This window comes from Allobosea sp. (genome assembly GCF_035944895.1).
Classification (GTDB): domain Bacteria; phylum Pseudomonadota; class Alphaproteobacteria; order Rhizobiales; family Beijerinckiaceae; genus Allobosea.
This window is the reverse complement of record NZ_DASZAT010000008.1, coordinates 169,568-193,800: the sequence shown is the minus strand read 5'-3', so window position 1 is coordinate 193,800 and position 24,233 is coordinate 169,568. Positions and strand designations below refer to the sequence as shown.

24 protein-coding genes and 1 tRNA gene are annotated in these 24,233 nt (G+C 65.1%); 10 read left to right on the top strand and 15 right to left on the bottom strand.

Translation table 11 applies throughout. The features are described from left to right. Positions 1-30: 30 nt before the first annotated feature. Complete coding sequence (locus tag VGV58_RS12555) at positions 31-396, top strand: hypothetical protein (protein ID WP_326874347.1); 366 nt, start codon at positions 31-33, stop codon at positions 394-396. A 9-nt stretch (positions 397-405) separates the two neighbouring features. Here the strand turns inward: VGV58_RS12555 and VGV58_RS12550 are convergent, their stop codons facing one another. The 6 genes from VGV58_RS12550 to VGV58_RS12525 all read right to left on the bottom strand — a co-directional run bounded on the left by VGV58_RS12550 (position 406) and on the right by VGV58_RS12525 (position 4,594). Next, on the bottom strand, positions 406-651 hold the full coding sequence (locus VGV58_RS12550) for a DUF2188 domain-containing protein (RefSeq protein WP_326874346.1): 246 nt from the start codon (positions 649-651) through the stop codon (positions 406-408). Between the two features lie 104 nt (positions 652-755). Further along, a complete protein-coding gene (gene fabI / locus VGV58_RS12545; protein ID WP_326874345.1) occupies positions 756-1,589 on the bottom strand; it encodes an enoyl-ACP reductase FabI in 834 nt (277 codons plus the stop codon). 103 nt (positions 1,590-1,692) lie between these two features. Continuing rightward, positions 1,693-1,965: a DUF3303 domain-containing protein gene (locus VGV58_RS12540; protein ID WP_326874344.1), complete on the bottom strand. Its 273-nt coding sequence runs from the start codon at positions 1,963-1,965 to the stop codon at positions 1,693-1,695. A gap of 10 nt (positions 1,966-1,975) precedes the next feature. Beyond that, positions 1,976-3,202 carry a beta-ketoacyl-ACP synthase I gene (fabB, locus tag VGV58_RS12535; RefSeq protein WP_326874343.1) on the bottom strand — a complete coding sequence of 409 codons (1,227 nt, stop codon included), beginning with the start codon at positions 3,200-3,202 and terminating at the stop codon, positions 1,976-1,978. Between the two features lie 120 nt (positions 3,203-3,322). After that, positions 3,323-3,835: a 3-hydroxyacyl-[acyl-carrier-protein] dehydratase FabA gene (gene fabA / locus VGV58_RS12530; protein ID WP_326874342.1), complete on the bottom strand. Its 513-nt coding sequence runs from the start codon at positions 3,833-3,835 to the stop codon at positions 3,323-3,325. A gap of 117 nt (positions 3,836-3,952) precedes the next feature. Next, complete coding sequence (locus VGV58_RS12525) at positions 3,953-4,594, bottom strand: LysE family translocator (RefSeq protein ID WP_326874341.1); 642 nt, start codon at positions 4,592-4,594, stop codon at positions 3,953-3,955. Positions 4,595-4,751: 157 nt separating this feature from the next. Here VGV58_RS12525 and irrA point away from each other — a divergent pair, with 157 nt between their 5' ends. Beyond that, complete coding sequence (irrA, locus tag VGV58_RS12520) at positions 4,752-5,213, top strand: iron response transcriptional regulator IrrA (RefSeq protein WP_326874916.1); 462 nt, start codon at positions 4,752-4,754, stop codon at positions 5,211-5,213. Positions 5,214-5,243: 30 nt separating this feature from the next. On the opposite strand, the gene VGV58_RS12515 is transcribed toward irrA, so the two are convergent. Continuing rightward, positions 5,244-5,780 (bottom strand): SH3 domain-containing protein, encoded by a 537-nt coding sequence (locus VGV58_RS12515; RefSeq protein ID WP_414643954.1) that lies wholly within the window; start codon positions 5,778-5,780, stop codon positions 5,244-5,246. 234 nt (positions 5,781-6,014) lie between these two features. Between VGV58_RS12515 and VGV58_RS12510 the strand changes: the two genes are divergently transcribed. After that, positions 6,015-7,010 (top strand): 2-hydroxyacid dehydrogenase, encoded by a 996-nt coding sequence (locus VGV58_RS12510; RefSeq protein ID WP_326874340.1) that lies wholly within the window; start codon positions 6,015-6,017, stop codon positions 7,008-7,010. Positions 7,011-7,064: 54 nt separating this feature from the next. Here the strand turns inward: VGV58_RS12510 and VGV58_RS12505 are convergent, their stop codons facing one another. Beyond that, entirely contained in the window at positions 7,065-7,451 is a 387-nt protein-coding gene (locus VGV58_RS12505; RefSeq protein ID WP_326874339.1) for a winged helix-turn-helix transcriptional regulator, read from the bottom strand. 102 nt (positions 7,452-7,553) lie between these two features. On the opposite strand from VGV58_RS12505, the gene VGV58_RS12500 reads away from it, so the two are divergent. Then, positions 7,554-8,543, top strand: a complete 990-nt coding sequence (locus VGV58_RS12500; RefSeq protein WP_326874338.1) for a quinone oxidoreductase family protein — start codon at positions 7,554-7,556, stop codon at positions 8,541-8,543. 6 nt (positions 8,544-8,549) lie between these two features. Here VGV58_RS12500 and VGV58_RS12495 read toward each other — a convergent pair whose 3' ends face one another. Next, entirely contained in the window at positions 8,550-9,551 is a 1,002-nt protein-coding gene (locus tag VGV58_RS12495; protein WP_326874337.1) for a complex I NDUFA9 subunit family protein, read from the bottom strand. Positions 9,552-9,732: 181 nt separating this feature from the next. Between VGV58_RS12495 and VGV58_RS12490 the strand changes: the two genes are divergently transcribed. Together VGV58_RS12490 and VGV58_RS12485 are read left to right on the top strand one after the other, a co-directional pair. Next, positions 9,733-9,819: transfer RNA gene (locus tag VGV58_RS12490), tRNA-Leu, on the top strand. Between the two features lie 94 nt (positions 9,820-9,913). Next, complete coding sequence (locus VGV58_RS12485; protein WP_326874336.1) at positions 9,914-11,638, top strand: tyrosine-type recombinase/integrase; 1,725 nt, start codon at positions 9,914-9,916, stop codon at positions 11,636-11,638. Positions 11,639-11,736: 98 nt separating this feature from the next. Here VGV58_RS12485 and VGV58_RS12480 read toward each other — a convergent pair whose 3' ends face one another. From VGV58_RS12480 to VGV58_RS12455, 6 genes are all read right to left on the bottom strand, one after another. Further along, the gene (locus VGV58_RS12480) at positions 11,737-12,621 is read right to left on the bottom strand and encodes a hypothetical protein (protein ID WP_326874335.1); all 885 of its coding nucleotides are present in this window, start codon (positions 12,619-12,621) and stop codon (positions 11,737-11,739) included. A 225-nt stretch (positions 12,622-12,846) separates the two neighbouring features. Continuing rightward, on the bottom strand, positions 12,847-14,043 hold the full coding sequence (locus VGV58_RS12475; protein ID WP_326874334.1) for a hypothetical protein: 1,197 nt from the start codon (positions 14,041-14,043) through the stop codon (positions 12,847-12,849). A gap of 108 nt (positions 14,044-14,151) precedes the next feature. After that, positions 14,152-15,045 carry a hypothetical protein gene (locus tag VGV58_RS12470; RefSeq protein ID WP_326874333.1) on the bottom strand — a complete coding sequence of 298 codons (894 nt, stop codon included), beginning with the start codon at positions 15,043-15,045 and terminating at the stop codon, positions 14,152-14,154. Positions 15,046-15,114: 69 nt separating this feature from the next. Further along, complete coding sequence (locus tag VGV58_RS12465; RefSeq protein ID WP_326874332.1) at positions 15,115-16,248, bottom strand: AAA family ATPase; 1,134 nt, start codon at positions 16,246-16,248, stop codon at positions 15,115-15,117. Positions 16,249-16,372: 124 nt separating this feature from the next. Further along, a complete protein-coding gene (locus VGV58_RS12460) occupies positions 16,373-17,800 on the bottom strand; it encodes an exonuclease domain-containing protein (RefSeq protein WP_326874331.1) in 1,428 nt (475 codons plus the stop codon). A gap of 7 nt (positions 17,801-17,807) precedes the next feature. After that, on the bottom strand, positions 17,808-18,332 hold the full coding sequence (locus VGV58_RS12455; protein ID WP_326874330.1) for a hypothetical protein: 525 nt from the start codon (positions 18,330-18,332) through the stop codon (positions 17,808-17,810). A gap of 427 nt (positions 18,333-18,759) precedes the next feature. On the opposite strand from VGV58_RS12455, the gene VGV58_RS12450 reads away from it, so the two are divergent. The 4 genes from VGV58_RS12450 (at position 18,760) to VGV58_RS12435 (ending at position 24,002) form a co-directional block, all read left to right on the top strand. After that, positions 18,760-20,019: a DUF4238 domain-containing protein gene (locus VGV58_RS12450; protein ID WP_326874329.1), complete on the top strand. Its 1,260-nt coding sequence runs from the start codon at positions 18,760-18,762 to the stop codon at positions 20,017-20,019. Positions 20,020-20,135: 116 nt separating this feature from the next. Further along, complete coding sequence (locus VGV58_RS12445; RefSeq protein ID WP_326874328.1) at positions 20,136-21,200, top strand: dsDNA nuclease domain-containing protein; 1,065 nt, start codon at positions 20,136-20,138, stop codon at positions 21,198-21,200. Positions 21,201-21,251: 51 nt separating this feature from the next. Next, the gene (locus tag VGV58_RS12440) at positions 21,252-22,940 is read left to right on the top strand and encodes a hypothetical protein (protein WP_326874327.1); all 1,689 of its coding nucleotides are present in this window, start codon (positions 21,252-21,254) and stop codon (positions 22,938-22,940) included. A gap of 15 nt (positions 22,941-22,955) precedes the next feature. Beyond that, the gene (locus VGV58_RS12435) at positions 22,956-24,002 is read left to right on the top strand and encodes a DUF4238 domain-containing protein (RefSeq protein WP_326874326.1); all 1,047 of its coding nucleotides are present in this window, start codon (positions 22,956-22,958) and stop codon (positions 24,000-24,002) included. The last annotated feature ends 231 nt before the right edge of the window (positions 24,003-24,233 follow it).

Here is a 24,233-nt window from a genome sequence, read left to right as displayed (position 1 = left end):
CGTTGAACCTCGGCAACAACCGAGGTTCACATGCTCAGAAAGACCGCCTGCGCCACCGCTCTGCTCGCCTCTCTCGCGGCTCCCGTCCTCGCTCAGAACGCCGCGCCAGCTTCTCCGGCGCCAGTCGAAAAGCCGTCCTCGCCGGAACTCTCCGCCTGCAAGGCGACCGCGATGGCGGCGCTGACGGCGCGCGAGCCTGAGATCAAGGACATCTATATCGACGAGGACGGGCTGACGATCGCGGTGGCCGAGACCAAGGTCGAGGACACCCCGGTGACGCGCATCATCATGGGCGAGGCCTATCTGAAGACCGACAAATCCGACAAGCCGCGCCGCTTCCTCTGCCTGCTCGGCGAGAAGGGCAAGGTGCTGCTGACGTTCTTCACGCAGCGGTGAGAGGCGCCGTCAGTCGCCGTCGACGATTCTCGTGTTCGGCCGGTCACGGCCATCGGCCAGCTCTTCGTGCCATTTTCCGCCGGCATCCTGATAGATGATGCCGTCGGTGACACCAGGCCGCTTCTGACGAGCAGCCGCCTTGTTGGCCGCCTTCAGCGCCGCATCGTGCGAGCGGAAGGTTTCCGACAGGGCGTCGCCGACCTTGTAAGCCCAGCCGCCATCGTGCTGGACGATCTCGTATTTCACCGTGACCATGAGCGTCCTCCATGGCTCACTGATCGAACCGGCAGCATGCGCCCCAGGTTCCACCAAAGCGGAGGATAGCCTCGCCTTGCAGGCGGCGGAAGGGCCTGGTCGAGTTAGTCGCCGTTGCCGGTATCGGCGGCCCGCAGGCCTTCCAGCACCGGCATCGAGGTGATGTGGTAGCCGGCATCGATATGATGGATGTCGCCGGTGACGCCGCCGGACAGATCCGAGAGATAATACAGCGCCGAGCCACCGATCTCGTCCAGCGTCACCGATTTGCGCAATGGCGAGTTGGCGCGCTGCCAGGAATACATGGCGCGCGCATCCGAGATGCCGGCGCCAGCCAGCGTCCGCACCGGCCCGGGCGAGAGCGCATTCACGCGAATGCCCTTCGGCCCGTAATCGGCGGCGAGATAACGCATGCTGGCTTCGAGCGCCGCCTTGGCGACGCCCATGACATTGTAGTTCGGCATCACGCGGGTCGAGCCGCTATAGGTCAGCGTGATCATGCTGCCCCCGTGCGGCATGCGCTCTGCGGCGCGCTTGGCGGCTTCGGTGAACGAGAAGCAGGAGATCACCATGGTGCGCGAAAAATTCTCGCGGGTGGTGTCGGCATAGAGCCCCTTGAGCTCGTTCTTGTCGGAGAAGCCGATGGCGTGGATCAGGAAATCGAGCGTGTTGCGCTCGGGATCGCCGCCCCAGGCCTCGTCGATCGCGGCGAAGGCGGCGTCGACCGTCGCGACGTCCTCGACATCGCAGGGGATGACCAGCTTCGAACCGATGCTCTCTGCGAGCGGCTTGACGCGCTTGCCGAGCGCATCGCCCTGATAGGTGAAGGCCATCTCGGCACCATGCGCATGCAGGGTCCGGGCAATGCCCCAGGCGATCGAATTCTGGTTGGCGACACCCATGACGAGGCCGCGCTTATTGTGCATCAAGGGGAGCATATGCCTGTCTCGAACGGGATTCAGGAACTCGGAGGGAGGAGAAGGAGAACGCTAAGGTGCCGCCGGCAGGACCTACTAACCACTAAGCCCGCCAGCTTAGCCACTACAAATGCTTCTTCACGGCCGCCGCCGTGTCCTTCGAGCTCGCCAGCGGCACGATCTCGAAGCGGGCAAGATCGCCCCAGGCCAGTACCCATTCCTGCAGCTTGGTGACGTCGTCGCACTGCATCACCTGGAAGCAGCGGGCAAAATCGGCCGAGATCCAGCTGTCGATATAGGTCAGGCCCTCGGGCATCATCCGGCCATGCTCATGGTAGCGGGCGTAGATCTCCTTCACCCGCGCCTGGTCGAAATGCTCGATCACCATGAAGAGCATGGCCCGCGCCTCAGGCTTCGAGCCGCTTCATCACGATGGTGGCGTTGGTGCCGCCGAAGCCGAAGGAGTTGGAGAGCACGCAGCCGAGGCCGGCATTGTCGATGCGCTTGCGCACGATCGGCATGTCGGCGAAGGCCGGGTCGAGCTCCTCGATATGGGCGCTCTCGCAGACGAAGTCGTTGTTGAGCATCAAGAGCGAGTAGATCGCTTCCTGCACGCCGGTGGCCCCCAGCGAATGGCCGGTCAGCGACTTGGTCGCCGAGATCGGCGGGCTCTTCTCGCCGGCGCCGAAGACTTCGCGGATCGCCTCGATCTCCTTGGCGTCGCCGACCGGGGTCGAGGTGCCGTGCGGGTTGATGTAGTCGACCTTGGCCTTCACGCCGTCGAGCGCCATGCGCATGCAGCGCACCGCGCCCTCACCCGACGGGGCGACCATGTCGTAGCCGTCCGAGGTCGCGCCATAGCCGACGATCTCGCCATAGATGCGGGCGCCGCGGGCCTTGGCGTGCTCGAGTTCCTCCAGCACGACGACGCCGGCGCCACCCGCGATGACGAAGCCGTCGCGGCGCGCATCATAGGCGCGCGAAGCAACGGCGGGCGTCTCGTTGAAGTCGGAGGACATCGCGCCCATGCCGTCGAACAGCACGGAGAGCGTCCAGTCGAGCTCCTCGCAGCCGCCGGCGAAGATCACGTCCTGCTTGCCCCACTGGATCAGCTCATAGGCGTTGCCGATGCAATGGTTCGAGGTCGCGCAGGCCGAAGAAATCGAATAGTTCACGCCCTTGATCTTGAACCAGGTGGCGAGCGTCGCCGAGGCCGTCGAGGACATGCCCTTGGGCACGGCGAAGGGACCGACCTTCTTGGACGAGCCGCTCTCGCGCGCCTTGTCGTAGGCGTCGATCAGCGCCCGGGTCGAGGGACCACCCGAGCCCATGATGATGCCGGTGCGATCATGGCTGATCTCTTTGTCCTCGAGACCGGCGTCGCGGATCGCCTGCTCCATCGCGACCTGGTTCCAGGCCGAGCCGCCGCCATGGAAACGCATGGCGCGGCGATCGAGCACGGTCGCAGGATCGAGCGTCGGCACGCCGGCGACCCGGCTGCGGAAGCCGTGCTCGGCGAAATCCGCCGCATAGGAGATGCCGGACTTGGCCTCGCGCAGCGAGGCCAGCACTTCCTGCGTATTGTTGCCGATGGACGAGACGATCCCCATCCCGGTGACCACAACGCGTCTCATGCTGCTTCTCCGGCTCTTTTGGTGACGGGCCGGGAGGCCAACCCCGGACCTGTAATAGATCGCCTACCGCGCAAATGGACTGCGCGGCCGGCGAAGGCAAGGCGTCGGGACGGTTTTTGCTCAGGCCGCTTCGGGCTTGAACAGGCCGACGCGCATATCGGTCGTCGTATAGATGCGCTTCCCGTCGGCCTCGAGCCAGCCATCGGCGATGCCAAGGACGAGCTTGGACTTGAAGACGCGCTTGAAGTCGACGCCGTAGACGACATGCTTGACGGTAGGCAGCACCTGGTCGGCGAACTTGACCTCGCCGACGCCGAGCGCACGGCCACGGCCCGGCAGGCCGAGCCAGCCGAGGAAGAAGCCGGTGAGCTGCCAGAGCGCATCAAGGCCGAGGCAGCCCGGCATCACCGGGTCGCCCTTGAAGTGGCAGTCGAAGAACCAGAGGTCCGGCCGGACGTCGAGCTCGGCGCGCACCATGCCCTTGCCATGCTCGCCGCCGGTCTCGCTGATCTCGGCGATGCGGTCGAACATCAGCATAGGCGGCAGCGGCAGCTGCGCATTGCCCGGCCCGAAGAGCTCGCCGCGCCCGCAAGCGAGGATCTCCTCGTAGCTGAATGACGATTGCCGCTCCATATCCGACTTCACTCCATTCCGGCCGCAAATTATCCGGCGGCCAACTCCCGATGCAACGTGCCTAACACGGTGGCGCTGCGGAACGGAAGGGCGCAGGTCTGGCTCGACCGTGGATGATCAGCCGGCAAGGCTGCGCCAGCCCTCGGCGAGCGTGACGGTGGCGACGACGATCAGCAGCACGCCGACCGCGCGACCAAGAGCCGCCTCGGCCCGGGGATGACCGGCCAAGACGCCTCGCCCGCCGCCAGCGGCGATGGCCAGACCACCATAGACGCCGAACTGTGTCACGGCGATGATCACCCCGAGGATCGCCGCCTGCAGCCAGATCCCGCCGGCCTCGGGCCGCAGGAACTGCGGAAACACCGCGAACATGAAGAGATACGCCTTGGGATTGAGCAGGCAGGTCAGCATGCCCTGCCGGAAGGCCGCGACCGGGCCAAGCGACCGCGCGGCGGGGATTGCACCGAGCGAGGCGCCGCTGCGCAGCAGGCAAAGCCCGATCCAGGCGATGTAGAGCGCGCCGACGAGCAGCAGCACATTGTACAGCGCCGGAAACAGCTTCAGCACCGCACCGACGCCGAGAGCCCCGACCACGACATGCACCACGCCACCGGCGACGACGCCGGCCGTGGCGTAGAGTCCCAGCCGCCGCCCGCCGGCGAGCGCATTGGCGAGCACGAAGGTCATGTCCATGCCCGGCACGATGATGATGCCGAAGACGAAGCAGAAGAACAGCCAGAGCAGGGCGACATCGGGCATGGCAGCGATCCGGAACGGGGCCCGTTTCCTGCCAAGATCGCGTGCCGGAGCCTGTCAGCAGCACCACTATGCTTGCGGCCAGGTAGCCAAGGCCTTACATCGAATCTAAACGATGATGTCCCGATGCTGGGACGGTTTCACGGAGACGACGCGCGGCATGGACGGCCAGACGCAGGAGCAGGGCTACGGAGCGGACGCACGGCAGGGCTGCCCCTTCCATGATGTGCGCCAGAAGCTGCGCCGGGTCGGCCTGCGGCCGACGCGCCAGCGCGTCTCGCTCGGCTGGCTGCTGTTTGCCAAGGGCGACCGGCACATCAGCGCCGAGATGCTCTACGAGGAGGCGATGAAGGCGCGCGTGCCGGTCTCGCTCGCGACGGTCTACAACACGCTGCACCAGTTCACTCAGGCCGGCCTGCTGCGCGAGCTCGCGATCGACGGCGCCAAGACCTTCTTCGACACCGACAATAGCGACCATCACCATTTCGTCGTCGATGGCGAGGACAAGGTCATCGACATCCCGGCCTCGGCGGTCGACGTCGCCGAATTGCCGCCGCCGCCCCAGGGCTACGAGATCAGCCGGGTCGACGTCGTCGTCAGATTGCGCAAGATCGGCGGCTGAAGCCGCCCTGCAGCGAGCTGCCCCAGCGCGCTACTGCACGGTCTCGTTGGGATAGACGCCCCAGAGCCGGTCCTGCTTGATGTAGCCGGACATCTTGCTGACCGTGACGCGGCACCAGGCATTCTGGCAGGACTGCACATTGGCGATGACGCCGGGCTCCAGCGTCGCCACCACCGGCGCGCTCTCGCTGGTCGTCTCGCGCAGCGAGAAGGTCTCGCCCTTGTTCTTCGACCAGGGCGAGACCAGCACGGTGCGCCGCCCCGAGAGCAGGCTGTGCAGCACCCAGCCTTCGGTGCCGTCGGCATCGCGCACGCGGCGCCAGGTCTCGAATTCGGCGGTGATCTCGACCGGCAGTCCGGCGCGCTGGAACACCCAGCTGGTGCGGTGTTCCTTCGAGGGCCCCTCGCGCAGATTGACCCGGTCCGACTTCAGGCTGACATAGCGCGGCAGCGGCAAGCCGGAGACCGGGCCGTTGGCGACCTCCTGGGCTGAACCCGGCATCGCCAACAGGGCAACGCCCGCCGCAACCAGAAGGCCGAGCGCACTGCGCGTCGTCTGAACCGTCATCCCACCCACTCCTCGCCTGCCCCGCTTCCGGCGCATTCGCGCCGAAGGGTCAGGTTGTGTTCCGCCGCAACGCTGCTAGAGAACGAAACGGCTGCCGACCGTCGAAACGGCCCGACTCAATTCCTGATGCGCCTCGGTTAATGGGGGGTTGAGGCGGAATGGCGACGCTGCGGCCACTGGTCGCGCCCGGCCGGGCGCAGCGCCAGCACCATCGGAGCCTGAGGGGAGCCGCCCATGACGAAGAAGAAGCCCCTGGTCGTGGTCACGCGCAAGCTGCCGGCCGTGGTCGAGACGCGTATGCGCGAGCTCTTCGACGCCAGGCTCAACCTCGATGACGCGCCGATGAGCCAGGCCGCTTTGGTCGAGGCGATGAAGACCGCCGACGTGCTGGTCCCGACCGTGACCGACAAGATCGACGCCGGGCTGATCGCCCAGGCCGGCGATCAGCTGCGCCTGATCGCCAATTTCGGCAACGGCGTCGACAATATCGACGTCGCCAGCGCGGTGCAGCGCGGCATCACCGTGACCAACACGCCGGGCGTACTGACCGACGACACCGCCGACATGACGATGGCGCTGATCCTCGCCGTGGCCCGGCGAATCGCCGAGGGCGCCCGCATCATCACCGATGACGAATGGGCCGGCTGGTCGCCGAACTGGATGCTGGGCCGCCGCATCACCGGCAAGCGCCTCGGCATCGTCGGCATGGGCCGTATCGGCCAGGCGCTGGCCAGGCGCGCCGCCGCCTTCGGCCTGTCGATCCACTATCACAACCGCCGTCGGCTCGATTCGCGCATCGAAGAAGCGCTCGACGCGACCTATTGGGATTCGCTCGACCAGATGCTGGCGCGGATGGACGTCGTCTCGGTCAACTGCCCGCACACGCCGGCGACTTATCACCTGCTCTCGGCCCGGCGGCTCAAGCTGATGAAGCCCGACGCCATCCTGGTGAACACGGCGCGCGGCGAGATCGTCGACGAAGCCGCCCTGTCGCGCATGCTGGAGGCCGGCGAGCTCGCCGGCGCCGGGCTCGACGTGTTCGAGCACGAGCCGGCGGTCAATCCGCGCCTGCTCAAGCTCGCCCGCCAGCATCGCGTCGTGGTCCTGCCCCATATGGGCTCAGCCACGCATGAAGGCCGCGCCGACATGGGCGAGAAGGTCATCGTCAACATCAAGACCTTCATGGATGGGCATAAGCCGCCGGACCGCGTCCTGCCCAGCATGCTCTGAAGCGTCTACCGGGACGGCCGTCTCGCGGTCGCTTGGGACCCAGCGATCCCTCCCTCAGGCCGCCTCGGATCGCGCTCCGGGGCGGTAGCGGCATTCCGACAGGGCATCGAGCTCGCCGAGATCGGCGGCGTGGCGGCGTCCCCAGTCGCAGAGCGTCGCAATCACTGGCGCGAGGCTCTGGCCGAGCGGCGTCGCCGCATAATCGACGCGCGCCGGCACCTGCGCGAAGATCTCGCGGCTGACGAGGCCGTGCTCCTCCATCTCGCGCAATTGCTGGATCAGCACCTTCTGGGTGATCGGGGGAATGCGTTTCTGCAGCTCAGAGAGGCGCTTGGGGCCGCCGAAGAGCTGGTAGAGGATCACGGCCTTCCAGCGGCCTGAGATCACCTTGAGCGCCCGCTCGACCGGCAGCATCGGCAGGCGCTTCATCGGGTCGGCCATGCTCACCTCTTGGTCTGCTCCAAACAAATCGGTGTGAAGTCAGCTTCCGCCATCCTAGCCCAGAACGCAGCCCACGCTCATCCCCTTCGCGTGAGGCCTGCCATGAAAGCCATCCAGTACAGCCGCTTCGGTGGCCCCGACGTGCTCGAGATCGTCGAGATCGACGCGCCCTCACCGCAGCCGGGCGAGGTGCTGATCAAAGTCGGCGCCATCGGCGTCAATTTCTTCGAGGTGATGATGCGGCAGGACCGCTATGCGGTGACGCCGCCCTTGCCTTTCATTCCGGGCGTCGAGATCGCCGGCACGGTCATCGCGCTCGGCGAAGGCGTCACCAACTTCTCGGCCGGCGACCGTGTCGCCGCCGCGCTCTATGTCGCGGGCGTGCAGAGCGGCGGCTATGCCGAACAGGTCGCGATCCGTGCCGATGTGGTTGTGCGCCTGCCCGACGAAATCTCTTTCCCGGCAGCCGCGACACTGCAGGTCCAGGGCCTGACTGCGCTGCACCTGCTGCGCAGCCATCCGGCAGCAGGGAAGAACGTCCTGATCAGCGCCGCGGCTGGCGGCGTCGGCAGCCTGCTCGTGCAGCTGGCGAGGCGCGGCGACGCCAAGCGGGTCATCGCCATGGCGAGCTCGGCCGAGAAGCTGGCGCTGGCGCAGGAACTCGGCGCCGATGCCGGCATCGACTACACACAAGTCGATTGGCCGGAGCAGGTTCGCGCCGCGACCGATGGTGCCGGTCCGGACCTGATCTTCGACGCCTCCGGCGGCGACATCCCGGCGCAATGCCTCGCATTGCTGGCGCCGTTCGGCCGCCTCGTGCTCTACGGCCCGCTCTCGCTCTCGGATTTCCGGCCGGAGACCGAGGCGCTGAAGGCCCTGATCTTCGGTAACCGGACGATCGCCGGCTTCTCACTGCTGCCGCATCTGGCGCCCAAACGCCTCGCAAGCGATCTCGGCGAGCTGTTCAGGCTCGCGATCTCGGGCGAACTCGGGCTGCTGCCCGGCGAGAGTTTCCCGCTGGCACAGGCGAGCGCAGCCCATGCGGCGCTGGAAAGCCGGCGAACCGCCGGCAAGCTGGTGCTGCTGCCCTGACCGGGCTCAGCTGGCGCGGGCGGTGGCGAACTGGCCGGCCTTGCGGAAGCGCCAGAGATAGCCGGGCACCTCGGCCTCGGCCGAGACCGGGATAATGCCGAGCCCGTGCAAGGTGCGGCTTTCCTTCTCCGCCGTCGTCGAGACGACATTGTCGCTCTGGAGCAGGCTGACCTGGTCGCGCGTCAGGATGAACTCGTTCGGCAGCAGGCCGAGCGTCAGCATGTCCGCGAGCTCGAGGACCTGGCCCTGCAGGCGGGCGAGGCCGAAGGGCATCGGCGCGATCAGGCGCTTGCGGCCGGTGACCTCGCAGACATAGTCGACCAGCTCGCGCAGCGTCTTCACCTCGGGACCACCGAGCTCATAGACCTTGCCGGCCTCGGCCTTGCCGTCGACGGCGCGCGCGGTCGCCTCGGCGACATCGCCGACGAAGACCGGCTGGAACTTCGTCTCGGCTCCGGCAAGCGGCAGCACCGGCAGCATGCGCACCAGCGAGGCGAAGCGATTGAAGAAGGTGTCCTCCGGCCCGAACATCACCGAGGGGCGCAGCACGATCGCCTGCTTGACCAGGGCCCGGGCCGCCGCCTCGCCCTCGGCCTTGCTGCGGGCATAGGCGGACTTCGATTCGGCGTCGGCACCGAGCGCCGAGACCTGGATCAGCCGATCGACGCCGAAATGCGCGCAGGCCTGCGCCACGCTGCGGGCGCCCTGCGCCTGCACCGAGGAGAAGTTCTGCCGGCCCTTCTCGCGCATGATGCCGACGAGGTTGATCACCGCATCGGCGCCCTGCACGGCGGCCGCGACCGAATCGGGATAGCGCAGGTTGGACTGGACCGCGGTGACCTGGCCGACGATGCCGAGCGGCTGCAGGAAGCCGGCGAGGTCCGGGCGGCGCACGGCAGCGCGCACGCGATAGCCGCGCCGCGCCAGCGCCCGCACGACATGGCGCCCAAGGAAGCCCGAGCCGCCGAAGACCGTGACGAGTTGCGAAGCGGGAGGCAGGACCGTCATGGCGACGCGAAGCTCCGTTTGGAAGCGCTGAAAACTGGCTCTATTGTGCCTGTCCTAGTGCATAGCAACGCGGCTGTGAAGGCGGTGAGACGTCGCCCGCAGCGCGGCCGACACGCTATTGTCAAAAAGCCGGCTTCGCCCGTTGACAGGCGCGTTCGGCCCCCGTAAACGAACCGCCGTTGCCCAGGTGGCGGAATTGGTAGACGCACCAGCTTCAGGTGCTGGCGCTCGCAAGGGCGTGGAGGTTCGAGTCCTCTCCTGGGCACCACTTTTCTTCCTGTTTGATCGCAGGGGGTTAAGTGAAAACAAGGGTTTCCGTGAGATCAGCTCTCACTCAGGAAGCTCACTCAATGGCTTTACGAATGGCCAGACCGATCAAGCGGGGGACCAGCGCCAACTGGCTCCTCAAAGTCCGTGTTCCATCCGACATCGTCGACAAGGTCCAGGGACACGTCGTCCTGCCCATTGGGGGCAGGCGCACGCCGGTCGCCATCAGCGCCGGCTACGTCGAAGTCAGCCTGCGCACCTCGGATCCTGACGAAGCGGCTCGCCGCTACGCAGAAGCCCATCATGCGCTCCTCAAGCACTGGGATGCGGTCAAGGCCGGCCCCCAGCCGCTCTCGAAGCGCCAGGCTGTCGCCCTCTCCGCAGATGCCTATCGTGAGCGAATCAGCGAGATCGATGACGCGTCGATGGTCGCCGAGCGGGAGGCCATGAACGCTGACTTTGATAAGTTCATCGTCCAACGCGCCGAAAGCGGATCAGAGGAACGCGACCAGCTCGTCCAAGGCTGGCTCGAGGACATCGTCGCCGAGCAGGGCGTCGACTTCATCGCGGTCATAGCAGCGGTCCTTCCGGGCTCGATCCCTCCGGACCAGGAGGAGCTTGCCCTCGAGAGCCGCTATGGCGCCCGTGTTGATGCCGCGCTGGCCATGAGAGGCGTCCGAAGCGACGACGCCAGCCGCCCTTCCCTCCTAAAGGAGTTCCGCCGGGCGGAGCTCTCCGGAAGCCAAGCGCTGGGGCGGATGCTGGAGGGCGACTTCAGCGACGAGGAGAAGCGCCCCTATTTCCCGCCTTTCGAGCCGCCTCCGGCTCCTCCGGCATCTGCTGCCGTGCAAGTGCCGGCAGCTGGTCAGGGCGATATCATGAGCATCGCGCAGCTCTTTGAGGCCATGCGCGAGGCCATGCTCGACTACGTCAAGCCGTCCACGCTCCGACGTTACCAGTCGACGATCGAGAAGCTCTCCGCTTTCACCGGCCATTCCGACTTCCGGACACTGACCCGTGAACGGGTGAAGGAGTGGATCAAGCACCGAACGACCGAGGATGGCATCAGCAAGAAGACCGTCAGGAACAACGACCTCGTCGCGGTCCAGTCGGTGCTGAACTTCGCGACCACGGACGAAGGGGGCGAGCGCCTCAAGGAGAATCCGATCCAGGGGCTGACGATCAAACTGCCGAGGGCCAGCAAGATCAAGCACGAGAAGAGGCTCCACCACGAGGAGATCGTCTCGATCCTCGGTGCCGCAAGCGCGGTGGAGATCGGCGGTCGCTATCCCAAGTCCGCCGCGGGGAACCGCTGGGCGCCCTGGCTCGCCGCCTATTCCGGCGCCCGTATCCAGGAACTCGTCAGCCTAGAGGTCGAGCACATTCGCAACGAGGGCGGCGCCTGGGTCATGGACCTCACCAAGACCAAGACGGATGAGGACCGCACGGTGCCCCTGCACGAGCATGTCATCGAGATCGGCTTCCTCGACTATGTCCGAAGTGTCGGCAAGGGGCCGCTCTTCATCGACCCGCCCGAGGTCTCCGGTCGGACCGAGACCGCATCGCGAGACGCCTCCGAGGTCCGCGCGTCTGGCGTCGCCGTCTTCATCCGCAGCAAGGCCAAGCTGCGGCCGAACGTCGATCCGAACCACGGCTGGCGCGGCACCTGGAAATCGATCGCGGCCAGCTTCGGCATCGAGGAGCGCTATCGCGATGCCATCACCGGCCACACGCCCGGGACGGTCGCCCGGAAATATGAGAAGCCAACCACGGCCGAGCTCGTCGAAGTGATGAAGATGTTCCGGCGCTATTCCCTCTGAGGTCGATCGCCGCTCGCGAGCCAGAGGGTTGCGAGCGGCGAGACCAAAGGCGGTGGTGGGCACCGGGCGGCCTGAGCTGCAATATCTCGGCACCGAGGTCAGGGCGCGGGTGGCCGAAAGTCCGACCGCGTTCCCTGCGCGCGAGAACGCCAGGAGATGGTCCTGCGCAGGGTCGGTGGCGTCGTGACATAGCGGTAGACGATTGTCTCGGCGAGGCGCAGCAGCCGGTCGGCGTCGAACGACTTGGGGCGGAAGAAGTAGATCTCCTCTCCGTCGGAGCGCCGCAGGGCCTCGTTGAATCCGTACACCGTGCCGCGCGCGAGCTGGGCCGGGGCGATTCCGAGGTACTCGCAGTGGCGCCGACCGTCCGGCGTCTCGAGCCAGCTGTTCAGGCGGGCATTCCTCATCCTATAGGCGAGCTGCTTGTCGAACTCCCGAGGCGTCATGCCAGCCGGCAGGCGGACGATGAGGCAGCGGTCGCCGATCGCGACGGGGGAGCCGGCGAGCGGCAGCCGGCGCGGCAGGATGTGTTGCATCATCCAGGTGTCGAACCCTAGATCGCTGCAGGGGTAACCGTCGGCGCTCGTCGTAAGCGCGGCGTAATGGTCCTTGTTGAGCTCTTCGAGCCGCATCCGGAGATCGGTCTGCGTCGTCGTCGACAGCTTGTGGACCGCCGCCATCAGGCGCCGCGCGAGACCGACGAGGCCGGTGGCAGCGGAGTTGGCATGATCGAAGCCGCAGCCGGCGGCGTAGATAGCGATCCTGCCGCCGGCGACGTAGTGCTGCTTGTAGGCAGGCAGCTCGAAGGCATCAGCGGGAAGCATGGCGAGCTTCCTGCCGCCGATCCTCGGCCATTGCGTCGGGAGCCAATGCGTCACCGCTCCCAGGCTGCCAGCGGGCAGCAGCTGATCCATGAGCTGGCGGCGCGGGGGGGCGGCAGGCGCTACCATCTTGGCGTTGGCGATCGTCGAATCTGTGGTCATGAGGGGCTGTTCCAATTCTCGGCTGTTGGTCCATGGGGTCGTTGCCCACGGCTTCCGAACTTCCCCGTTTCTCAAACGCGAACGGGCGGCGCGTTGCGGCGCCGCCCGTTCAATTCCGAACACCGTTCAGAACGCTGTTCGCAGCTGCCCGCATATCTGCCGAGCTGCGATGCGAACGACGTTCCGAATGTCGTTCGCAGTGATTTGATGCACGTCGAACGCTGTTCAGACGACCTCGATCCACTCGGTCTTGAACAGCGCCGGGGCGTGCAGCCCGAGGCGTCGGTGGACCCAGATCGCCTCATCGACCATGTGCCGAGCGGCGGCCTGCATGTGCAAAGGATCGGGGCGGCAGGCGCGATCGTTGATGATCCGCGCGACCGCGCGCTTTTCGTCGAGATCGGCCTGCGAACGCGCCGGCCAGATCATCGCCTGGCTGGCCGTGAGATAGGCGAGGATCCGCGCGCCCTCGGCGGCGAGCCGGAGCTCCTGGCTCTTGCCCTCGTCGTTCGCATTCGCGAGGTCGAACAGCCGCTCGGCGGTCGCGAACATCTTGAGGATCCGCTCGCGCAACTGACCGAAGTCGGGGCCGCTGCGCGCGAACGCGATCCAGGCCTCGGGAACGGTCGAGAGAACGGGCTGGCCGCCGCGCAGCGGCAGAAGATCGCGCAGGTCGTAGCGCAGGCGCGGCCAACCCGAGAGGTTGCGGTCATCAAGCCCTGGGGCCGGCGGGGACGGGGGAGCGGCGAGTTCACCCACGTTGAAGGCAGCCCGCATCACCCGGATCCGTCGCGCCGTATTCGGCTCGAGCGACGGAGTATAATCGGCTTCCTGGTTGGTGCCGTAAGGGCCACGCCTGTCGGCGAGGGCGAGTTTGGCATCGACCTCGTCGAGGCTGTCTGCCGGCCAAATGCAGACCAGGCTGTCGAAGAGGAGTGCTGCGAGCTCCATGCCCGAAGCGATGGTGGTCGCCTGGGCGTGCCGATCGTCGGCATAGGCGACCCGATGGGCTTCGTGGTCGAGCTGCCGCGACATCCGGGCGGCCTCCTTCAGGTCCGGCCGGCTCTGCCGGAAGGCAATGAGCTCGCCGAGAGAGGGGTCCTCGCCGAGGCCGGAGGTCAGCGTCGCGATAGGATCGCGGACGCGCTCTCCCTCTCGAAGCGCGAGGCTGGTGGTCTTGGGCGGCGGCAATCTGCCCTGATCGTCGTCATTCTGCATGATCTGGTCTTTCCGTGGGTTACAGCCACATGGCTGCATCGACCTCTCGATCCCGGGAATCGCAGAAGGCGCCCCTTGGAGGGCGCCTTCGCAGTCCGTTTCACTCCCCCGCCTGTCCCACGGGCCTCCCACGGTCTTCCCTGTGCAGGAAGCGTGGGAGGACGCAGGGAGGGCGTTGGCGAGCCGACGCCAACGGATCGCCACGGGCGTCCCACGGTCCTCCCTGCGGAGTTTGGCCACAGAGGAGCGGGGGAGCGCGTTCCTGAGCCAGGAACCCGTGGGACGACGCAGGGAGCTTCCGGAGCTCTCGGTTTAATACGGATGGGCGGCGATCATCGTCCGGTGATGCTGGCCGACCGCGATGGCGATCAGCAGCGTCGCATTCATCTGCGCTCGCTCCATGACCGAAGGGTGGGCTGCACCGAGGAGAAGGTCCGTGTCGACCTCCGCGCGGGACAGCGCCAGATCCGCCAGCGAGACGAGATGCTGCAGCAGCGCGCCCTCCTGTGCGGCCATCATCTCGTCGCGCTCGCGCGGGCTGAGCTCGTCCTCGGCTAGAACGATGGCGAAGCGATTGGCAGCGTCGCCGTGGCGCCTTACCTCACTGAGAAGGGCAGCGACATCGCGCGTGCGCCGCAACCACTCGCCGAGCCCAGAGCGCTCCTCCAGGATGTGGGTCGTCGCCGAACCGGCGCGAGCCACCGCCTTCCAGTCCGCGCTCGCGTGGGCGATTGCGTCACTGGTGACGCGGACGGCGTCATTGTCATCGAGGCCGAAGGCGATGACGGCCACGTCGCGGAGCTCATTGTCCGCGGGATCCTCGAGCGACTGGATGAAGGCGGCGCCCTGCTGGCGGCGCGCGTGGCGGTCTGCCCCTGTCCCTGCAGGCAGCAGCGCGGCCGCGACGGTCGCGATCGCGTTCAGGATGGTGAGCGCGTAGAGCTGCGCGAGCTGCAGGCGCACGCCCTCGGGGCTGTCGTCGGTGAGCGCGACGAAGCGAGCTACCTGATTGGCATGGTGCCGGGCGCGATCGACGATGGCCGCGATCGAAGGCGGATTGCGCACGAAGGCCGCATAGTCGGCCGAGCTCGGGCGGTGCAGGCGCAGCGCCGCGAATTCGTCTATGACGCGATGCTCGATCCGATCGATGCTGAGGCCGCGGTAGGCCGCAGGGCGCAAGGGTTGGCGCGGATGGGTGTTGGTCATGTTGAGCCTTCCTATTGAGTGCGTCGGAGGTTCTCGGGGGTGCTTTTCCCTTCCTCTCGCTTGCTCCTCTCAATCCCTGGCCTTGCTCTTCCTGCTCGCCGCCGCGGCCCCCGCTTGCACTGGCGGCCACCTCATTCCGGCGAGGAAGCCGATCCGCCCCTTCCGCACGCGGTCGAGCCCGAGGACTCCCTCGGCCCGCGCGAGATCGCTACGGGTCACGTAGCGGCGCGAAGCCATGCAGGCGAAGCCGAATGCGATCGGCCACAGACGCGACAACGAGCGCGGCGTCAGTGCGGCGAGCTCCTCAAGGAGAATTTCGGGCGGTGTCTCGAACAGACCGCCGGTCGCGGCATTTGCCTCGCCGAAAAGCGAGCGCTGGATCGCGAGCATCTGAGCGGGCTCGAGGCTGATCTCGAAGGTGATCAGGCGGTCCACGATCGACGGTGGCAACGGCGACAGGTCGTTGGCTGTCGCGATCCAGATGATCGCATCGGCGCGAACGGGGATCTCGAGGAACTCGTCCTGGAAGGAGCGAGCGTTCTCGCGTTCCAGGAGACTATGCAGGACGTTGATGGGCGTTTCGCTCGGGTTGATCGGGCTCGACTTCTCGATCTCATCGATGACGACGACAGGTGAGGCGCTATCGCTGTCGATCAGGAGCTGGGCGATCTTGCCGGGGCCTGCGGCACGCCAGGCCGGCGAAAGGCCAGTGAACCAGGTTCCGCGATCGGTTATCGTGCTCATGGGGATGGTCAGCGTCGACACTCCAAAGGCCTCGGCTAGCTTGCTCGCATAGAAGGTTTTGCCCATTCCGGGTGGCCCCAACAGAACACAGGGGTCGAGGCGCAGTGGCTGCCCACCGGCCATCGCCAGCGTCGCCGCACGCAGGATCCAGGCGGTCACCTCGCTGAATTGCGGGCAGGTCAGGTCGAGCGCCGCGATGCGGGCCAGCAACGCGGCATCGGGCTGGATCAGGCTGCGGCGTGCGCCGCGCTCGTCCTCATGAAGGCGCAGCCACAGCGCGCGCTGTCGGGCGGCCTGGGCAGAGTCGTCCTCGCCGTCACCCGTGGCGGAGGTACGGTCGGCATAGAGCCGTTGAAGCAGGTCACGCGGTTTGAACAGATCCAGACCGATGGCCTCGGGCGGCGTGGGAGGGATGGCGTCCGAACGCTTGCGACGCGGTCGGCGGATAATGGGACTCATGAAAGATCCAGGGTTCGCGGGTTCATGGGGTTCTGCGGCTGCAGTCCCGGTCCTGGTTCCGGTCATGAGAAAGGGCGCTGGCCTTGCGGCCGCGCCCTCGATTATTGTTCGCTGGCAAGCGTCCTTACGACACGATTGCGCAGGTCGGCATGGCGACCGTCTCGCCATTCGGCCCGAGCGAATCACGGCGCCCGATGAACCAGGTGCTGATCCTGTCGAGTGCTATAAGCTGATCCGGATCGGCGGTCGTCGCCAGTTCCCTGCAGCGCGCCAGGGCTCGTGGCAGTGTCAACCAGGGCACCTCGTCCTCAGTCATGAGCCGATTGCGAAACCAGTCCTGGCCACGATTCCACGCTTCGGGCGAGAGCGTCTCCGGCGCGTTAAGGAAGACCTGCCGGATCGCCAGGCTCCGCAGTCGCGGATCGGCGATGTGTTGCGCAGCGAAAGAGGCCCGGTGTTCCCAGGCAATCTCATGCCAGCGACGGCAGGCCGCCGCATCGGCATCGGAGACGAAGCCGCCCGAGTAAAGCTGGGCGTCCGGCCAGGCGGAGGGTTCGCGGTCGGCATATTGACCCTCAAGTGCGAGGACGAGCTGGCGAGTGAAGGTCGGATGCGCCCACAGCGCCCGGGCCCGCTCGCGATAGACCGAATCAGGCTCAGCCTCGACGAGGGCATGCGCGGCCTGATCCCAGCCGAACAGAATCGGCTGGGCGTTGACCTTGACCTGACGGACCGGCGAGCTGCTCGACCGGATGCGCGCGAGAAGGTCCAACGCGGGCAAATCGATGAACCCGGACGGGTCCTGGCCGAGATCGATGCAGATCCGCGCGCCCGGGTTCGTGGGCGAGCCGATCATCGGCAGGACCGGCGTCAATCGCAAGGTGCCACCGAGGATCACCGGCTCGCCTGGCTCCAGCAGCGCGAGCGGACCGGATTTCTTGGCATGTCCGAGCATCGTCGCCATCGTCGATGGCGCCCGCTCGAGCAGCAGCGCGAACAGGTCGAGGGTCGCGCGGACGTCGGCCAACGCGTCATGTGCGTCGTCCTCAGACAACGAGATGCCGTTGGCTCGGCAGACGTCCCCGAGTCTCAGGACCGGCTTGCCTGCGTCATCGCGTGGGATCGCGACAGCATCCGGCTCGAGCATCACGACGGCCCTCAGCATGCTCAGGACGTCGGCGCGGCCGTGGCCCGTCATGGACGCGGCATAGGGTGGTAGCAGCGTCTGGTAAAACGACTGCCGAAGCACCTCGTCATCGAAGCGGATCGTGTTGAAACCGATCAGCATCGCGGGCTTGCAGTCCGCGATGATCCTGGCGATCTGCGCCATCATCTCGAGATGCGACAGTGGCTGGTTCTCGAGCATCACCGGCGTGACACCGGTCACGATCAGGGCGTCGGGCGACGGCACGACATGCGCCGGCAAGCGGCAGCGCAGCGTCACCTCGCGCTGCGCCGAGAGGTTGGCGTCGGCCTGCAGGAACGCTGCCTGCAGCGGCACGTCCCAACAGGGTTCGAGGCCCGAGGTCTCCAGGTCGTAGAACAGGTACATGACGCCCTCACTGTGCCTGGCGGGGCGGATGCGGCAAGGGCATCAGCACGATGTCGAGCCGCTCGGCATCGGCCTTCATGGCGGCCTCGACCATGAAGATCGCGTTCGAGCGCGTGCCTTCGCCATCCAGCTGCGCCATCGACTCGTAGGCGTGGATCTTCAGCGCGAGCACCGCGCGCAGCTCGGTCGGAGCCTCGGCCAGCACCAGCGCCATGCGGCGCGCGGCGATGCGGGCACCTTCTGCGAGCTGGCGGCCGTTGAGGCCATAGTCGCCATGGAAGCGGTCTGGCGCCTGATCCAGTTGCAGAGCGTCAGCGTGACACGCCTCCCAGCGGAGGAAGATTTCGTCGGCGGTCTTCTGCGTCGCATAGGCGCGCGCATAAAGCCGCATCTGGTCATCGTCGGGCGGGGTGCCGTGGCCGTCGGCAAAGGTCTCGTTCGTCATTCTCAGTTCCAAGGAGCGCGAGCCCGAGGATCCGCTCCAGGGATCTTCATTCTCGGGGGTAATCTCAAAGGAGATTCCGCCCTGCACTCTCTTCACTCTAGTCGGTGTTTCCGGAGGTGGCCCATTGCCGACCTTCGGAGCGTCTGCTCTCGGGAGGTCTTGTCGGCGGCTCAGGAACGGGCCGTCTTATGCTCGCGATTGCCAAGAATGCCTGGAAGGCGGGTCGTGCCACGAGCACGCCCTCAACAGTCTGTCTCGGTGTCGCCGCCAATTAGCGAACGCCTGTCGGACCGAGAAGGTGAACCACCTATGAACCATTCGACGATGGCCGGTGGCTCGATGGAACGCTGTCATTGTCATCAGACACCGCGGCGCGTGGGATGACCTATTACCGTCGGTCTGCATTGTTGAGATTGGCGCTGAAGGTCTACTCTGGACTCCCCACGCATCGGTCAAAATTGGTAGTCCGACGATCGGGCCTATTCGAAGCGACAGCGTAGGATCAGCGATCTGTATGGCGAACGGCGTCACTCATCTCCAACACTTCGTTCCCCGAGAGCATATGCGCCCTTTTGATACCGACGGGGATGAATGCGTCTGTGCCTTCAACAAGATTGATGGCGTGCTCAAGAAGCGAATTAATATCGGCGTGATCTGCGCTCGAACTTGGATGTACGAAAGCACGCTGCTTCCGACGAACTTCGTCGAGAAAACGGTTACGCATCCCATCGAGGCCGGGTTCTGGCCAATTCGGAATCGTATCCTGGCTGGGAGCGTAAAGACCCTCACACGCCCGGAACGGAAGAAGATCCTTCGCTACATCGCTTTCCAAGATGGTCGGACCCATTCAGCGTTCAGCCAACAAGAGCAGATCGCCGAATACATGACCGACCTGATCGAGGAACTCGGCGCCAACCGACGCTTTCGCGTACCTGCCACGCGGGAGGAGGCCCGCGAGGTTTCCAGGCACGCCATGCTATCGGCCATGTCCGGAAACCCGTTGTCGACCCGGCTGCCGCACCTGACGCTAAGAATCGTTAAATCGACGGGACGACCATTCATCCTCGGCGATGATCCCGTCATCCGCGACAATCCAATCTTTTCGGCGGCTTGGGGGCGTTGGAACGGTTACCGCAGTCCGGGCGTCGAGGTCTTCATGCCGATCTCCGCGCAGATGGGCATCCTGCTCTTCTGCACGAAGACGATCGAGCGGCTCGATGGGCTTACGCGGAGTGACCCGACGAAATTGGGCCCGGAGTGGCGCGCATGGCTTGAGACCGATCTCGACGGCTACGCGCTTCGGGGATCGTTCAGGATGGATTTCGCTCGCGACAAGTGTGAGCGCTACCTCAGGTCGGGGCTCGTCATCGACGTCGACGACGGGTTCGTAGACGACAAGAACCGGGGTGCCCTGACGCTCGCATCGCGGTGGATCATTGGCGAGAAGGAAGATGACCTCAGTTTCATCGATGCAGCCATAGCATCCGAACCGGAGTTGCGAGAGCCGCCGATGGCCGACGGAGAGGCCATGGCGATGAAAACGCTGGTTCCGGTCGTGATCCACGACTTCATGGCGCACGCGTATCCGGGTGTATCCGGGGAGGAGGCGGAGACGCTGCGGCAGTTCACTTTCGAGCGCATCGTAAGGCCGGCCATGGAGCGAGTTCGTCTACGGTGGGCAGGTGATGGAGAGCGGCGCGCCGATTTGATCCTCCGTAATCCGGCCGTACCGTTCCGCACGGGCGAGTTCGAGTTGACCGACGATGAAGATTGACGCCGAGCGCCGGTTCGTTCGGAACCCCGGTCCCACAGAAGGACCCCAGAGCATGATTGCGATGACGCCTGCGAGTCCGATAGGGTCGAATACTTACGGAGGGTTAGGATTCGTTCATGGGGGTCATTGGCGACCTTCTGGCCGTCGAGGAGGCGGAGCACGGCGGTGAGACCGCCTTCGATCGCCTCGATTTCCAGACATCTTGGGGCATCGCACGCCTCATCGACCTCCACTCGGGGCCGGGCAGTCGCCCATACGCCATCGCGTTCGAATTCCATGATGACATCGCCGAGGTCGACGACCCGGCCAATCCGTCGTTCCTGCGGCTGTACCAACTGAAGACGAAGAGGAGCGGAAACTGGACCCTTGCGGCCATCGCCCGGCCGGAGAGGAATTCCAAGGGCGCTCCCAAGCCATCATTCGCGGGACGCATGCACGCGAATCTCGGGAAGTTCGGTCGCTTGGCCGAGAAAGCCGTTTTCGTCAGCAACCGTCCCCTGTCGGAAGCCAAGGGGGCGGCGGGCGAGTTCGCTTTGACTAACGCGGAGCTCAAGCAACTGACGGGTTTTCTTACGGCATTGAAGGCCGAGAGCGCATCTTTCTCAGAGGCGGACGACCTTCCAAGATTGCGTTTCCTGGACTGTGGCCTGCATCTCGACACGTACGATCGGACGGTCATCGGGCAGATTGCGCTTTTTCTAGCCAAGGAGATCGGGGGCGACGTCGATGCCAAGCGCTTCTATCTCACGCTGGGTTTCGAGTGCCGTGGCCGATCGAAGCGGTTGGCGGATCTTTCTTCGATCGATGACCTCGTCGCTTCCAAGTTCGTCACGCGCGACGATGTAGAGGCCGATCTCGAACGGATAAGGGTGACTCGGCTTCGCAGGCCCGTCTGGGAGGATGCTGGTCGCCGTCTCGCTCAGCCCCATGCGCTCGAGAGGGAGCTTCGGGATGCCTGGCGTGAGTACGAGCTCATCAGAATCGCGAGGGCGACACCGGCGACCCGCAAGCTCATCGACGGCATGCGAGACCGCGTCACCCCCATCATCGATCCAGCAGCAAGCCTGATGGAGGGGGCAGTGGCGGCCGGGGCGGTGATTAGGGCCGACCTGGAGGCTATTCTCGGCCCACGGAAGCCGAGTTTCGCAATCGCGGCCGCCCTTTACGAGTATTTCGCATGAGTTCGACGGACAACTACCGAATGCTCATTCGGCACCTGAGAAAAGCGATCGATGAGAAAATTGCGCTTCGAAAGACTGGACTTGCTGTCCGCGAAAGAGGCGAAGGCAAGGACGATCGAGTTCCACCCACGCCTGACCGTGATCAACGGCGCGAATGACGTCGGAAAATCGTCCGTCATCAAGAGCATTTATTGGACCTTCGGAGCCAAACCCAAGTCGATCCACCGAAAATGGCTCGATGCCGGGGTCCGATCGCTCCTGACGTTCACATTGGATGGTGTTCGCCATTCGATCATGCGGGCAGGAGATTCCTTCGCCGTGTTCGATGCGGAGGGGCGGGTGCTGCTGTTCACGAGAAGCATAACGCGGGAGCTCGCCCCGTTCATGGCGGATCTCCTGGACTTTCGACTGGTTCTCGCCAGCAGGCAGAACGTACCCGAGGTCCCGCCGCCCGCCTTTGCCTTCCTGCCGTTCTACGTGAATCAGGAGGCGAGCTGGGAGAAGCCGTTCGTCGCATTCGACGACCTTGGTCAGTATCCGAACTTCAAGGATTCGCTGATCGATTTCCACTCGGGCATCCTTGGCAACGAATACTACGTGCTTGAGGCCGAGAAGAAGAAGATAAGGTTCGATCTCGACGAACTTTTCCGTGATCGCCGCGCGATGGTGAAGGCCGTCGAGAAACTGGGCTTGGATGCCTCCTTCTCGGGGCTCGAACTGTCGATCGAAGGGCACGAGGCTGCGATCGAACGGCTCCTGCGCCACCTGCGCGGATTAAAGGAAGTGCGCCACGAACGAGCGGCGAAGCTGGCGCATATCGTTGACCAGCGGGCGTCTCTCGACAGCCAGGTAAGGATCGCGCGGCACGCGATCTCGGAACTCGAGAAGGATGCGCATTACGCAGCGACGCTCGAGGCGGAGGTTCATTGCCCCCTGTGCAATACCGTTCACGAGAATGATTTTGCCAGGCGCTACGGCATCCTCGACGATCGGGAAACGTGTCTCGAATTCATCTCTGCGACGAACATCGCTATCAGGGATCTGGCGGCTGACGCGCGATCGATCGAAACCGATATCCGCGAGAGGGATCGGACGATTGCCGACGTGCAGGCTGCGTTAGCGGATAAGCAGGGCGAGATCTCGCTCGGCGACGTGATCCGGAGCGAAGGCGAGCGCGCGGCTGCGGAGCTATTCCGGTTACAGATCGGGGAGATCGATACGACGGCCGGCGGCCTCAACGATCGGGTGGAGGAGATATCCAAGCAGCAGAAGGACCTAAAGAGTCCCGCTCGACGGAATGAAGTCGAAACGTTCCATGCGAAGCTGGTCGCGACCTTCCTACGTGAGCTCGACGTCCTCAACTATGATGCTGAGGCCATGGCCAAAATCAATCCGCGTATCGTGGAGACGGGCAGCGACCTGCCGCGTGCGGTGCTGGCGTATGATCTGGCGCTTCTTCATACGATCCATCGATACGGTAACTCGTTCACCGCTCCGATGGTGATCGACAGTCCCAACCAGCAGGATCAGGACAAGATCAACATCGCCGCCATGATCAAGCTAATCGTCAACAACATCCCCGACGGGGGGCAGATGATCCTTGGTTCGGTTGAGATGCACGGCATCGACCCCGAGGATGCTGTCGTGATTGAATTCACCGAGAAGCTCTCCGTGCTGCGGGCGTCGGAATTTGAAGCCGTGAACGCGAGCATGACGCCCTTCATTCGGCAGGCGATCTAGGGGGCGTATCTCGACATGGCTTCCGGGAGTCCAGCCATCGCGGAACCACGCCGCCATCATTATGTCCCGCGCTTCCTGATGAAGAACTTCGCAACCCAGCGTCGGGCGGGGCATTTCCAAATTTGGGCGTTCGACAAGGCAACGGAGCGGTCGTTCAGGACCGCCGTGGAGAATGTCGCCGTAGAATCCGATTTCTACAGTCTCGATCAGTCCGGTGTTCGCCTGTCGCTGGAGGCGGCGATGGGGATGATCGAAAGCGACGCAGCGGCGCCGATCGCGGAGATTTTAGAGAGACGCTCCCTCTCCGGCCTGACACCGTCGCAGCGGAGCGCGATAAATCTCTTCTGCGCATTGCAGTTCGTGCGCGGGACCGCGACGCGGGCTCAGCTCACTGACCTGATCTCTCGGGTCACGCATCGAGCCAGGGAGCTAACGTCGGCCCCGAGCGATGAGGTGACAGTCACCGATCAGGACGAGGCCAAGCTAGTCGCCTTCAAGCTGATCGTCGAACAGCTTGCCGAACTGGCTCTGCATTTCAGCTCCAAGGACCTCCTCCTTTTCGAGGCAACCGAAGGAACCGAGTTCATTCTGGGCGACAACCCGATCGCGATGCAGAACGAGCGGGATTTCGGGCCCTACGGCAACATCGGTTTAGCATTGCCGAACATAGAGATTTACCTGCCGATCGGCGTTCGTTACTCGCTGGCGTTTTATTGCCCCACGATACTCCGCGAACTGCGGTCGGGGGTGACGAAGGCCCGTCGGGCAGCGGCCGACGCGCGAGTGCGGATGACGATAGGCTCGGCAGAGGTCGCGGCAGACGCTGCGGTAAAGGCCTCGGAGCTTGAAGCCATCGGCGTCAGACTCTCTCGGATGCCGAACGCTCGTGACGCCGGAATGCCTCTCATCGCGGAGGAGGATCACGTCACCCGGTTGAACTCCTTGCAGGTGAGATGCGCGGAGCGTTGGCTTCTTGGGCGGAGCGCAAACTTCGATATCGCTCGGCGTATGATCGCGGCCGATGAATCCTATCGATCGGGTTTGCGGTTCTCGCTGTCCTGAATGGACAAAGATCGCGCAAATTTGGTTCCTCGGGATCACCCTAGAACGCGATCGGGGTACCATGGCAGTGCGTGGCCACTCGGTTGGCAGACCCCGATCTTCCGGAGTGCGCTGCCTTGTCGGATTTCGCGCGTCGGTGCGCGCCCCTGCACACCTCTATGGAGAAATGCCCGCTCAGAAGTAGTCGCGGGATCGCGATTGGCCTGTTCCGGGGCGCATATGCGGGGATAG